The organism is Polaromonas potterensis (assembly GCF_033446725.1).
GTDB lineage: Bacteria > Pseudomonadota > Gammaproteobacteria > Burkholderiales > Burkholderiaceae_C > Polaromonas.
On record NZ_JAWQLX010000002.1, the window covers coordinates 165,236 to 177,754 of the forward strand.

A 12,519-nucleotide genomic window follows, 5' to 3' on the forward strand; every position below is an offset into this window, starting at 1 on the left:
GTGAAATTCATTCGTCGTCACTGGCTTGTGCTTGTGCTTGTGCTTGTGCTTGTGCTTGTGCTTGTGCTTGTGCTTGTGCAATCAGGCGGTCAAACAGGATGCTGAGCTGTTCCCGCTCGGCGGCACTCAGCACGCCAAAAATCTCGTGGTTGCGCCTGTCCACCACGGCCATGGCACGGCGCCAGGTTGCATCGCCCTCGGCCGTGAGGGTCAGCACCACGCCGCGCCCGTCGGTCGGGCTGGCGGCCTTGCGCACCAGCCCTTGGTCCACCAGCGACTGGGCGGCACGGCTGGCCTGGCCTTTGTTCAGGTTGGCTTTTTGCGCCAGATCATTGACGGACAAGGGCGCAAAAGAGCCGACTGCCGTGAGGCAGCGGCCATCGCTCATGGACAACCCGGCCCCGGCCACATAGGCACGCTGACTTTCAAGGTCGGTCAGCTTGTGCAGCAAATGCAGGCGGTAGGTCAGGGTCCGGTCGAGCTTGAACATGATCAGTCCAGTTTGATACCGCTGTCGCGAATCACCTGCGCCCATTTTTCCCGCTCGGCCTTGGCATAGCTGCCCATCTGCGCCGGCGTGCTGGGCGTGGGCTCCAGACCCAGGACCTGGAAACGCGCTTTCACGGAGGTGGAGTTCAGGGCATCCACCAGCGCCTTGTTCAGCTTGACGATCACGTCGGCAGGCGTTCCGGCCGGTGCGGCCAGACCCTGCCAGGCATAGGCTTCAAAACCCTTGAGGCCTTGTTCGTTCAGCGTGGGAATGGTTTCAAAATTTTTCACACGCTGGGGGCTGGCAATACCGATGGCCCGCAAGCGCCCGGCGTTGATGAAGCCCATACCGCTGGCCGTATCGACAAACATGAAGGGCAACTGGCCGCCCGCCACGTCCTGCACCGCAGGCGCCGCCCCCCGGTAAGGCACATGCACCAGGTTCAGACCGGTCTTGCCGCGAAACAGTTCGGTGGCCAGATGGTGCGGACTACCTGCACCCGGTGTGGCGTAGCTCACGCCGGATTTCTGGGTTTTGGACCAAGCCATGAATTCAGCCAGGTTCTTCACGGGAATGGCCGGGTTGACCACCAGAATCATCGGGAAACGGGCCAGCAGCCCGATGGGTGCCAGGTCTTTTTCGGCGCTGTAGCTGAGCTTGGCGTAGAGCGCCGGATTCGCTGCCAGTGTGGCAGTGTCACCGGTCAGAATCGTGTAGCCGTCAGGCTTGGCATGGGCCACATAGTCGGCGCCAATGTTGGTGGCAGCCCCTGGCTTGTTGTTGATGATGATAGGTTGGCCCAAGGCCTGGCCCATGGCCTCGGTCAGCGAACGCGCCACCACGTCGGAGCCACCGCCCGCGGGGTAAGGCACCACCCATTCGATCGGTTTGAGCGGATAGTTTTGCGCCGAAGCCGCGGTCGCAGCAAAAGCCAGTAGTGCCAGCGACTGGCGGATAAGAGAGGAAAGGCTTTGCATGGTGTCTCCAGGTGATAAGTGTTGCGTGTAAAAAGCAGGTAACTTCAGTCGGTTCAATCAGCTAAATCAGCTAGCTCAGGTATTGGCCAGCCGTTCGGCCTGGGCAATCAGCACCAGCGCCTGGTCGGCATCCGTTTGCCGCATCAGCAGCGCCAAAGAAAGTGTGGCCAGAAACAACGGCGCTTTGGCTTCACCGACGCGGGCCGTGGCTTGTGCCAGCGCGGTATAGGTTTGGTCGAGTTGGGGTTCGGTCATAGGGGTCTCCTGGAGCGTCAAGGGGCGACGGAGTGAATGGCTAGGCCGCGCAGGGCTGGCCGGTCAAAGATTTGAGCGCGGCCTGCACGTCGGCGGCGCGGCCTTCACGCCAGCGTCCCATCACATAACCGTCAGGCCGCACCAGGTACAAGGTGCCCTCCTCCGCGTCATAACGATCGTGCGCCTGGCCAGGTTCGTCAATCAGCGTGCGGGCATCGGCTTGCCCCTGGCGGGCAATGCAGATCACCTGGAGCGCTGCGGGACCGGCGACCTCCGGTGTGGCCAAGGCCTGCAGCGCCGCCGGCAGGCCGGGCTGCTTGGCAAAATACAGCAGCACAAACTCACCGCCAAACTGGGAAGTCAAGTGCACCTCGCCATGGCTGGCGCGCAGTTTGGCCTCAGGCGCAGGCATGCCGGCACGCGCGTCGGCCTTGAAGCCGGCCTCTTGCGTGAACAGGTTTAGCGGCGAATTCAGGTACTCGACCGGGGTGGACTGGCGCGGGTTGACCAGCGAACTCACGGCCGGGTTTTCGGTGCACAGGCGCAGCGCGGCCTCGCGCAGCAGCTTGAAGCCGTAGTCGGGCGGCGCCATGAATTCGGTGCTCTTGGCACCGTAGGCGATGTTCTCGCGTGTGGCCTGCACACGTTCGCTGGAGTAGCTGTCGAGCAGCGAATCGGCCGCCCGTCCCTGCTGCACCAGCGCCAGCTTCCAGGCCAGGTTGCCGGCGTCGTCCAGGCCGGAATTAAGCCCGCGCACGCCAAAAATCGGCACCAGGTGGCCGGCATCACCGGCAAACAACACGCGGCCGTGGCGGTAGCTGGGCAAGGTCAGGCATTTGGCGTTGTAGATGGAAATCCACAGCGACTCCCAGGGCTCGTTCTCGCCAATCATGGACAAATGGCTTTGCACGCGCGGCAACACGTTCTCGGGCTTCACCGCCTCCACCGGGTCTTCGTCATCGCGGATCTGGTAGTCAATACGCCAGACATCGTCGGGCTGGCGATGCATCAGGATGGTGGAGCCGGGGTTGGACGGCGGGTCAAACCAGGCCAGGCGCTCCACCGCGCGTTTGGTTTTTTGCACCACGTCCACGATCACGTATTTGCCTTCGTATTGCGTGCCTTCCAGCTGCAAGCCTAGTTGCTCGCGCACGGTGCTACGGCCGCCGTCGCAGGCCACCACCCAATCGGCCTGCACGGTGTGCATGCCGTCGGCTGCCTCGATATCCACTTGCGCGCCCTCTGCCTGCGGACGTACCGCGATCACCTTGCTGGACCAGCGCACATCGACCAGGCCGCCTTGTGCCATGGCCGCCTTGTGCGCAAACTCCTCAGCGTAAAACTGCTGGATGTTGACCATGGGCGCGTAGCGCTGCGTCGGTTCGCTGGGCATCTGGAAATGCAACACTTCGCGGTCGCGAAAGTAGCTGCGTCCACCGACCCAGGACAGGCCTTTGTCGACCAGCGGCTGGTCGGCGCCCACCCAGCTCAGGATTTCCTGCGAGCGGCGCGACATGCAGATGGCGCGGCTGCCGGCGCAGTAGCCGTCGTCGGCTTCAATCACCAGGCTGGCGATGCCGTAGCGCGCCAGCAAGGCCGCCAGGGTCATTCCAACAGGACCGCCGCCGGCGATCAGCACAGGAACGTGGTCCGGAAATGGGGAAACAGTGGAAGTCATGAGCACCCGCTTATTTAGTTGCGGACACAACTATAAAACAACTTGGTTGCAAACGCAACCAGATCACATCCATCTCGAGTTGGAACACCTGGCTCGTCCTTGGCTATGATGATTTTCATCAAAAAAAACCAGGAGACAAAATCATGCCCACCTTCAGCACCCTGCGTATCGACAAGGATGCCGCCCACCCCCGCATCGCCCGCCTGCTGCTCAACCGGCCGGAGCGGCTCAACGCCATCAACGATGCGATGCCGCGCGAAATCCGCGCCGCAATAGATTGGGCGGCGGCCGAGGACGAGGTCCACGTGATCATTGTGGAAGGCGCGGGCAAAGGTTTTTGTGGTGGTTACGACCTCAACCACTTTGGCGAAGGCAACATCGATCACCCCTGCCAGCAGGAGAAGTTTCCCTGGGACCCGATGGTCGACTACGCCTACATGAAACGCAACACCGAAGACTTCATGAGCCTGTGGCGCAGTCCCAAACCGACGATTGCCAAAGTCCATGGTTACGCTGCCGCCGGCGGCAGCGACATTGCGCTGTGTTGCGATTTGCTGGTGATGGCCGATGACGCACGTATAGGTTACATGCCGACCCGCGTCTGGGGCTGCCCGACCACGGCGATGTGGACTTACCGCCTGGGCGCGACCCGCGCCAAACAACTGATGTTTACCGGCGACACCATAGACGGCAAAAAAGCCGCCGACTGGGGCCTGGCGAATGAAAGTGTGCCCTTCGACCAACTGGAGGCGGCGACGTTGAAACTCGCGCAGCGTATCGCCGGCGTGCCGCGCTCACACCTGGCCATGCACAAGATGGTGGTCAACCAGGTCATGCTGACCATGGGCCTGGAACAAACACAAATGATGGCCACCGTGTTTGACGGCATCACCCGCCACAACCCGGAAGGCTTGTGGTTTCGCCGTTATGCCCAGACCGAAGGTTTCAAGGCCGCCGTGCAGTGGCGCGACAGCGGCGAGCCGATCCCCGAAGGCGACGAGGCGCGCGAGAAAATCCAGCAGTTGTCCGCGGGCCGGCCCTAGACCAGTTAAAGCAACTTATTTAGTTTTCAGGATCGCGCGGGCGGCCGCCATGTCGCGGTCATAAAGAGCCTTGGCATCGCGTCGGCAAGCGCTGCGCTCGGCCGCTGCCATGGCCGCACATTCGGCCAGATAAACCTTGTAGCCGCCGCCGGCTTCGTTGATGGCGGTGCGGTATTTCTGCTGCTGCGTGGTGTCGGGAAAGGTCCCACGTTCGATCAGCTTATCCTCCATCGCCACTGGCTGGGCCAGGGCGGCAGAGCCGGCGACAGCCAGCACGGCGGAAATAAACAAGGTGGAGCATTTGATTGACATGGTGAAATCCTTGGTGACGGGCCCATTCCGCGCAATGGCGCGGAGATGCGGGCAAACAGCGTGTGGATGGTTAAGACTCAGCTTAAGTGCCGCGGCCGGATACCTGCGTCGGCTTGCAGGCACTGTGGGTGTAGGACGTGAAACCCGACCGGCGCGCCCATAAAAAAAGCCGGACAGCTCAGCCCGGCTTTTTTGTGCCCGCAGGCGGCGCTTCAAAAAATCAGTTGCGTACCGTCATCTGCCCGCGAATCTCGCCGCCTGGGAACTGTGCCGTGTGAACATTGGCATACCACTTGCCAGCCATCAGGTCTGCGACCTGGGCCGCCGTCAAGGTCGCCTGGCCGGACTGCGGGCTGGTCACCGGACTGGCAAACGGCACGACGACGCCGGCATTCGCGCCCACCGGGGCCGGGCCATGAAAGTGGGCGGCTGTGGCCGGTCCGCTCAGGCCCGCATACGTCAGTTGCCAGCGCAGCAAGTTGGTGTCCTTGTCCAGCATCGCATCCACCTGGCCGCTGGCGTTGCTGGTGTTCGCCGGCACCTCGTTGGCGCCGCGCAGCTGCGTCGTGAAAGTCACCTGTTTGGACTGCCCCGGCATCATGCCGCAACCGGCTACCAGAACCACGGCGGCAGAGGCCGCCAGAAGAGCGCGAAGGGCTTGGCGATAACTCATCATCATGATTGTCTCCAGGTGAATGAACGGGCTTCATCTTAGATCGGCCCACCAAGCCAAGGTTGTAGGACACCGGCTAGTCAAGCTGCCGTTGGCGTTTCTGAGCAAGCTATCAAGACTTTCCGAAAAACAATAGAGAAATCAGCCCCCAGCCATTTACCCACGTTCGTAAACAGCTATCCATTCCATAGCAATCATGTCGCCTGAGAAAAATCCAGTAGCCGACCCCAAGGACGCAAAGGTTCCCTGTAGGACCGCCATCACACCCGCTTGCGTGCTGTGCTGACAAAGGGGCGGCTTTTCAGCCGCTGGGCAAAGCAGCGGGACGGCTCTATCGTGGGTGTCTGCCTAAGCCGGTGTGCCGGTCGGCGCTGCGTTTTATCCTCGATGGGAGCACGACATGAAGTCATTGATCACCGCCCTGCCCGTTCTCCTGGTTTTGCTTGTCCTCAGCGGCTGCCCCCAGTCCAAGCCGCCCGAGATCCCGCCACATGCGCCGCAACCCAAAGCCGCGATGCAGGCCGGGGAGGCGATCCACGCGCTGGCGTTCTTCGGCGTGCTGCCGCAAGTTTGATGTAGAGAAGACAATCACCCGATGAAGACCAAACGGCGAGCGCATGCAGCTATTGAATAGATAGCAACCACAAAGCCTTACAAACCCGCTGCGACGCCCTACGCAACTTTACAAAGCATGCGGTATGCCGTTGGCGAGACCGGCGGACACTGCCATCAACCAATAAGGAGAGCCCTCATGACCCTCAGCAGCCCCATCAAAAAAATCCTGCTCGCCACCCTGCTCGCAAGTGCTGCCGTCGCACCCGCGCTGGCTCAAGTCAGCATCAATATCGATATAGCCCCACCGCCGCAGCAATACGAGGCGGTACCCATGCTCGCGCCCGGCCAAGTCTGGGCACCGGGTTACTGGGCCTGGACCGGCAATCGCCACGTCTGGGTTCGCGGACATGCCATCTTGCAGCGCGACGGCTACCGCTGGGCGCCCGACCACTGGGAACACCGCGGCAATGGTTATTACCGCCAGCCGGGCTATTGGGTGCGCGACACCCGGCCCAGTTATAACAACAGGCCAGGTAACCGGCCGCCACACGCCGGGCCCGGAGACAAACATGGCGATAAACACGGTAACAAGCATGGGAACAAGCACCGGGACAAACATGATGACCGAGGGCATGGCAAAGACCGGGATCGTGATCGTGATCGCCACTGACGTGACGCGATCATGAAGAGATGAAAAAGCTGGCCATGCCAGCTTTTTTTGCTTCGCCCGATGCTGTCTTCTGACTTGTCAGCGAAAAACCTTCACAGACCTAGCATGACGATTGAAGCCTCAGACCAAAACCGGATCGGTGCGGCTAAATCTGAGGGCCTGGCCCCGTAACGTTACGGCAAACGTTACGAAATGACAAAAGCCTGTTACGGAACATACCCTTGTTTCGAACGACGGCCCGTGTTTCCTCAAACTCGGAGCTTCCAAATTTACCCTTTGAAATCAACGTCTTGACCTATTAACGGAAAACGATTCCCTCAAGTTCCCACCAGCGGCACGCATGTTGCCTTGTCTTGATCTCTCGTTCACTCATGGAGGTCAAAATGGCTAACTGTTACTTCATCAATGATTTGGCGCTGCGGCGCAGCTTGGCAGCGGCTGGTGTCGCGATTCTTCTGGGACTCACCGGCTGCGCCAGCGATGGCACGTTCTCAGCCGGCGACAGCGGAAGTGGTGGGGGCGGCGCGGGCAACCCTGGCGCTGGCAATCCTGGAGGCGGCGGCATTGTCCCCATACCGCCAATCGCCGATGTACTCAAGCCCATCAACGGTGTGATCCAGCAGACCGGCAACTCAGCCAGCACGCTGGGTGGCGCTGTCGGCGCCTTGGGGACCCAACTGGTCGCCGCCTTGCCCGGTGGGCTGAACACACAACTCACACAGGGTGTGGGTGGCGCGCTGGTGAAGGTTGGCGATGCGGTCGACTCCCTGGGCGATGGCCTGACCACCGGCCTGGGCCAATTGGGCAAGGTCGAAAACCCTGTCGGCGTCACCGTGGGTTCGCTGGAAGGGGTGGTGGTCAATACCGGGCAAGCCGTGAGCAAGCTGGGCGCGGGCATCTCGCTAGGTGTGCCGCAACTCGGCGTGGCAGGCACGCTTGTCGACCAGGTCGGGGGAGGCGTCAGCAACCTCGGCACCGGTTTGGGCAACACGCTCGACAGCGACGCGGTCAAGCAGGTCACCCGCACGGTCACCCAGGTGATCGTGCCCATCACGACCGGACTGCTCCACACCACGCAACAGGTCGGCGAAACCAGTGGACTCGGTCAGCCGGTTCGCAATCTTCTGACCACCGTGGGTGGTGTAGTGAATCAACTGGGCGTACAGGTTGTTGGCGATGACAAGACGCCGGTGATCAGCCCCGTTGGCCAGGTCCTTGCCAACACCGGTACCAGCGTCGCCATACTCGGCGGCGCGCTTGTGTCGCCATCGGGAATACCTGTCAACGGCTCGGCCGGACTGGGCGGCTTGCTGTCACCCGTGACGGGATTGCTGGGTGGCTTGGGCAACGGCAATGCTTCCACCAACAACCTGCTGGCACCCGTGACGGGCCTGCTGGGTGGCCTGAACTCCGGTGGCAGCAGCGCAGGTTTGCTGGCGCCAGTAACAGGCCTTGTCGGCGGCCTCACCGGCGGTGCGTCATCGTCAGGCAACGTACTGGCACCCGTGACCGGACTTGTGGCCGGCGTCACGGGTGGCTTGACGGGAGGCAATGCCGCAACTAACAATGTGCTGGAGCCCGTGACCAATTTGCTTGGAGGTCTGACCGGCGGGCCCAAAAAATAAAATAGGGAGGAGCCGGTTTGAAGCATCACTGCGTCCTGATTCTCGTGGGAGTGGCCATTCTGGACGCAGGGGGCTCGCAAAGCGCCCTGGCCCAGGCCGGTGGCGGCAATCCGCTCGACACCCTGCCGGCGGTGCCGTCCATCGAAATCCGGCCCGGCGGCGTGGCCAGTCCGCTGGCAGCGCCGCCGACAACAGCACAGCAGGTGATGGACATCCGTCTGACGCCAGCACGCTTCGACATTGAGGGCGTGCTGGCGCTTTCTTTTTCAGAGATTTCATCGCGGTTTGCGCCCTTGGCACGCCGTGAAATCACGGTCGGCCAACTGGTCGAGCTGGCGCGCGGCGTGACACAGTTGTACCAGGACCGCGGTTACGCGCTCTCGTTTTGTTATGTGCCCACGCAGGACTTCAAGGACGGCGTGGTGCGTATTGTGGTGGTGGAGGGGTATGTAGGCGAGGTTCGCATCGAAGGCGATGCGGGCAACGCCGAAGCCAAGATACGCGAGATCGCCGCGCGCATCCAGGCAGACAAGCCCTTGCACCGCGCCACCTTTGAGCGTTACGTCGGCTTGCTGGGCCAACTACCCGGCTTGCGTGTGCAAGCCAGCGCCCTGCCCCCCAACCGCACCGACGGCGCCACCGTGCTGACGCTCAAGGTGGCGCGACGCCCCGTCACCGTCTCGGCCGGTTTGGATACGCAGCAGTCCAAACCACGCCTGTTGCTGACGGGGTCGCTGAACGACGTCATTTCTTCCGGCAGCCAATTAAGCGCATCCGTCATTGCGCCGTCCTCGCAAGGTGAAACTTTCGGATCGGCACAGTTCACGCAGTTCATCGGCAGCAACGGTCTAAGCGCCAAGATAGACGCATCACACTACCGTGGCGATCCCAATGCGCAACTCGAGGTCAACAGCAGCACGCAACGCCGTGTGAGCAACGACCGGATTGAGTTATCCGCCAGTTACCCGCTGGTCCTGAGCAACACCATGAGCCTGGTCGTGAGCGGCGGCGCCTACGCGGTGAACTACAGCGACGACTACAGCAACCCGGCCAATGGCGCGGCCTTGGCCTACGACACACGTGTGCGTGCTATTTTTGGCCAGCTCAGCTACACCTTGAGCAAGCCCGACACGGTACGCCGGCTCAGCGTCCTGCTGGCGCACGGTATCAATGGCTGGGGCGCCCAAGCCACGGCGCAGACCAATGTGGCCGGCCTGGTCACGGCCAACCCGGCAAACGTGGGTTTCAGCAAGGTTTTGCTGCAAGCCAGTCAGCTCAACCAATGGCCCAACGGCTTTGGCAGCGTTATATCGCTACTAGGTCAATACAGCCCGCACATCTTGCCCACCACCGAACGCATTTCGTTTGGCGGCTTGCGCATGGCGCGGGGTTATGCCCCCGGTGAAGCCTCGGGCGACTCCGGCTGGGGACTGGGGATGGAGATCAACCGCAGCTTTGCAGCAGACATGGCCTATCTGAAGCAGGTGCAGCCCTACTTGCTTCTTGAGCTGGCACGTGTCTACAACCAAAGCGGTGTTTTCACGCCATCCAAACTCAAGTCCGTCGCCATTGGAACTCGCTTGTCTGACCAGAAATTTTTTACCGTCGATATATCGGCCGCCAAACCCCTGGGAGATCAGCCTCTTGAAAACGCCGAGCGCCACCCACGTTTTCAGGCAACGCTGAATTACCGGTTAGCACCGTAATGGTGGAGTTGATATTTTTGTAATTCTTAGGACTTAACTTTTTAAATAACTGTTGTGAAATAAGTCCGAAAAAGCGGCGTTTCAACGATCCATCGTACTTGTACGTACTTGACTTCAACGAACACTGCTAGCATGAATTTGTCAGGGAGGAATGCGCCAAAATAAGAATTGCGAAGCCTGATATTTGATTTGAAATTTAGGTTTGTTTTTTAAATGAAAGGGTCATTATGAAAAATTCCATTATTCGTTTTCTCAAAGATGAAGAAGGCGCCAGTGCAATTGAATACGGTTTGATCGCAGGTTTGATTGCTGTCTTGATTCTGGCGCCGGTGGGAGAAATTGGTACCAAGCTAAAAACCATCTTCCAAACTATCAGCAACACACTTGCCCCCCCTCCCGCCCCGACATAACTAATTGACTGCTTGTGCGATCAGCTGGCACCTCTCTTTTTTTGTTGTTCCTGCTTTTCGCAGCAGTATTCGATCTGCGTAAGCGTCGCATTCCTAATTGGTTGGTAATTGCGGGAAGTTTTTCCGCCGCGCTTACTTTATTTTTTGATATCCAGCCATTTAATTTGACTTGGCCGCAGGCAGTAGTTGGTGCACTCATTGCTTTTTTCGGCTTATTGATTTTTTATTCCATGGGCCTTATGGGTGCAGGCGATATTAAGTTCGCTGGCGTCCTGGGACTTTGGATGGGTTGGCAATTAATCATTCTTGTCTGGACGGTTGGCTCGGTAATTGCGGGATTACACGGCATTTTTATTCTGGCGACCCGTTGTCTAGAGCGAAGAACCTATGCACCTGTTGCCAACGAGATCAAAGCGGACATGGCGCCGCCAGCGCTTTTCCAGAGGAATCGGTGGAAGCGGGAAACCCCTTATGCAGCTTGCCTCGCCGCAGGCGCGGTGATTGTTTTGTTTTGGAATTCATCGACCTAGCGGATATGGAGCAAGAGACAAAGCTCAAAGCCCAGGTGCTGACGATATTGGGAGGCTTTCATGACTCAGAAAAAGAAGACTGAAGACGGTATCGAACGTCCCCGAACGCTGCGCTGCGCACAAGGAAATATGCGGGGAACCGTGGCTATCGAATTTGCTTTTTTGTTTCCCGCATTTTTTCTAATTTTTTACGCTATAACCACTTACGGCCTGATTTTTGCGGCCCAGCAAACGCTGACACTCGCCGCGGCCGAAGGCGGGCGCGCAGCGCTGCGTTATCCCGGCGGGGCTGCGGACACGTTGACCGCCCGACAAAACAATGCCTGCGCGGCTGCGCTTTTACCCTTGAGCTGGCTTCAGAACATGGGCGGCTTAGGCGCAGGCAGTGGTTGCAGCGGCGGCCCTGCGGCTCCCGGGGTCTCTGTCAAGAATGATCCCTGTTCCTATGCGACCTCGCACCGCTGCTTCACCGTGACTGTGCGCTATGACTACCAGGCTCACCCCATGGTGCCGCAACTGCTCGGAAGTTTTAGCCTGCCAACGCCAACCGCCCTGCAAGGGTCCGCCGTGGTCCAGGTCAATACGCTGTGAGTCAGCAGAACTAAAAAATCTATGCGCCGCGTTCTCACGGCAGGGAGACATCATCATGGTCCATCTCACCAAAATTATTGCGGCCGTGCTGGTACTCGCAGGGCTGGCGCTTGGCATTTATGCCTGGACGCTGAGCCGTCAGCCCGTGCCCTCGGGCCCGCCTGTTGCTGCGGCCAAGGCCAGCTATGCGGTGGTCGTGGCCGACAAGTCCTTGCCGGCCGGCCAGGCGATCAAGGCAGAGGATTTACGCATCGAACGTCTGCCCATGCAACCGACCGATGCCTTCCACGATCCGCAACTGGTGGTGGGCCGCGTTCCCATCATTGACATGAGCGCTGGTGCGCCTATCGTCGACCAACAACTGGCCTCTGGCCTGTCAATCAAAATCGCCGAAGGCGAACGTGCCGTGGCCGTCAAGGTGGATGAAGCCATAGGCGTGGGCCACAAGGTGCGACCGGGGGATTTCGTCGACGTTTTTTTTGTGCTCAAGCGTGATGGCCATGAGATCGACAGCAGTCAGGCACGACTGCTCCTGTCGCGCAAACGCGTCCTGGCCTACGGTGCCAGTTCCGTCGATGGTGTGCAGAAAGACCCGAGCCAAACTGCTGGCGGCGCACGCACGGCCATCCTGGCGGTCCCGGTAGAAGAAGTGAACCCGATCCTGCTCGGTGAAGCCAATGGGCGACTGTTGCTGGCGCTGCGCAATCCCAAGGACACGGCTGAACCCGACCCGAAAACGACCGCCCCCTGGATGATGTCCATGGTGCCTGCCCCGCGTCACCCGTCGCAAACACGACCCCCTGCCGCTTCTGACCACGCTGCCGCCGGTACGGCCCTGAGCACCCTCGCCGGGCGTGCGAAAGACAGCGCTTTACCGGTTCACGCCGTGGTGACCCAGCGCGCCAACAACCGTCCTGTGGACAAACGGCCAGCGGCACTGGATGTGGTGAGTGTGGAATTCATTCGCGGCGCCAAGCAGGAAATTGTGACCTACTGAAAACCCC

General features: G+C 60.2%; 15 protein-coding genes. 9 read left to right on the forward strand and 6 right to left on the reverse strand.

Annotated elements, in window-relative coordinates; all coding sequences use genetic code 11:
- Nucleotides 1–7: 7 nt before the first annotated feature.
- From R6254_RS03895 to R6254_RS03910, 4 genes are all read right to left on the reverse strand, one after another.
- Complete coding sequence (locus R6254_RS03895) at nucleotides 8–490, reverse strand: MarR family winged helix-turn-helix transcriptional regulator (protein WP_318404574.1); 483 nt, start codon at nucleotides 488–490, stop codon at nucleotides 8–10.
- Nucleotides 491–492: 2 nt separating this feature from the next.
- Entirely contained in the window at nucleotides 493–1,467 is a 975-nt protein-coding gene (locus R6254_RS03900) for a Bug family tripartite tricarboxylate transporter substrate binding protein (protein ID WP_318404576.1), read from the reverse strand.
- Nucleotides 1,468–1,542: 75 nt separating this feature from the next.
- On the reverse strand, nucleotides 1,543–1,722 hold the full coding sequence (locus R6254_RS03905; RefSeq protein ID WP_318404578.1) for a hypothetical protein: 180 nt from the start codon (nucleotides 1,720–1,722) through the stop codon (nucleotides 1,543–1,545).
- Nucleotides 1,723–1,762: 40 nt separating this feature from the next.
- Nucleotides 1,763–3,400, reverse strand: coding sequence for an FAD-dependent oxidoreductase (locus R6254_RS03910; RefSeq protein ID WP_318404580.1), 1,638 nt, complete (start codon nucleotides 3,398–3,400; stop codon nucleotides 1,763–1,765).
- Between the two features lie 143 nt (nucleotides 3,401–3,543).
- Between R6254_RS03910 and R6254_RS03915 the strand changes: the two genes are divergently transcribed.
- A complete protein-coding gene (locus R6254_RS03915; protein ID WP_318404582.1) occupies nucleotides 3,544–4,443 on the forward strand; it encodes a crotonase/enoyl-CoA hydratase family protein in 900 nt (299 codons plus the stop codon).
- A 15-nt stretch (nucleotides 4,444–4,458) separates the two neighbouring features.
- On the opposite strand, the gene R6254_RS03920 is transcribed toward R6254_RS03915, so the two are convergent.
- Together R6254_RS03920 and R6254_RS03925 are read right to left on the reverse strand one after the other, a co-directional pair.
- On the reverse strand, nucleotides 4,459–4,755 hold the full coding sequence (locus R6254_RS03920) for a hypothetical protein (RefSeq protein ID WP_318404584.1): 297 nt from the start codon (nucleotides 4,753–4,755) through the stop codon (nucleotides 4,459–4,461).
- Nucleotides 4,756–4,975: 220 nt separating this feature from the next.
- Nucleotides 4,976–5,431, reverse strand: a complete 456-nt coding sequence (locus R6254_RS03925) for a CHRD domain-containing protein (protein ID WP_318405202.1) — start codon at nucleotides 5,429–5,431, stop codon at nucleotides 4,976–4,978.
- Between the two features lie 397 nt (nucleotides 5,432–5,828).
- Here R6254_RS03925 and R6254_RS03930 point away from each other — a divergent pair, with 397 nt between their 5' ends.
- From R6254_RS03930 to cpaB, 8 genes are all read left to right on the forward strand, one after another.
- Nucleotides 5,829–6,002: a hypothetical protein gene (locus tag R6254_RS03930; protein ID WP_318404586.1), complete on the forward strand. Its 174-nt coding sequence runs from the start codon at nucleotides 5,829–5,831 to the stop codon at nucleotides 6,000–6,002.
- 177 nt (nucleotides 6,003–6,179) lie between these two features.
- Nucleotides 6,180–6,653 carry a YXWGXW repeat-containing protein gene (locus R6254_RS03935; protein WP_318404587.1) on the forward strand — a complete coding sequence of 158 codons (474 nt, stop codon included), beginning with the start codon at nucleotides 6,180–6,182 and terminating at the stop codon, nucleotides 6,651–6,653.
- A 383-nt stretch (nucleotides 6,654–7,036) separates the two neighbouring features.
- The gene (locus R6254_RS03940; RefSeq protein ID WP_318404588.1) at nucleotides 7,037–8,278 is read left to right on the forward strand and encodes a collagen-like triple helix repeat-containing protein; all 1,242 of its coding nucleotides are present in this window, start codon (nucleotides 7,037–7,039) and stop codon (nucleotides 8,276–8,278) included.
- A 44-nt stretch (nucleotides 8,279–8,322) separates the two neighbouring features.
- Nucleotides 8,323–9,984 (forward strand): ShlB/FhaC/HecB family hemolysin secretion/activation protein, encoded by a 1,662-nt coding sequence (locus tag R6254_RS03945; RefSeq protein WP_318404590.1) that lies wholly within the window; start codon nucleotides 8,323–8,325, stop codon nucleotides 9,982–9,984.
- A 227-nt stretch (nucleotides 9,985–10,211) separates the two neighbouring features.
- Nucleotides 10,212–10,394 (forward strand): Flp family type IVb pilin, encoded by a 183-nt coding sequence (locus tag R6254_RS03950; RefSeq protein ID WP_318404592.1) that lies wholly within the window; start codon nucleotides 10,212–10,214, stop codon nucleotides 10,392–10,394.
- A gap of 44 nt (nucleotides 10,395–10,438) precedes the next feature.
- Nucleotides 10,439–10,924 (forward strand): A24 family peptidase, encoded by a 486-nt coding sequence (locus R6254_RS03955; RefSeq protein ID WP_318404594.1) that lies wholly within the window; start codon nucleotides 10,439–10,441, stop codon nucleotides 10,922–10,924.
- Nucleotides 10,925–10,984: 60 nt separating this feature from the next.
- Nucleotides 10,985–11,515, forward strand: a complete 531-nt coding sequence (locus R6254_RS03960; RefSeq protein WP_412103100.1) for a TadE/TadG family type IV pilus assembly protein — start codon at nucleotides 10,985–10,987, stop codon at nucleotides 11,513–11,515.
- A 55-nt stretch (nucleotides 11,516–11,570) separates the two neighbouring features.
- Nucleotides 11,571–12,512, forward strand: coding sequence for a Flp pilus assembly protein CpaB (gene cpaB / locus R6254_RS03965; protein ID WP_318404596.1), 942 nt, complete (start codon nucleotides 11,571–11,573; stop codon nucleotides 12,510–12,512).
- Nucleotides 12,513–12,519 lie beyond the last annotated feature (7 nt).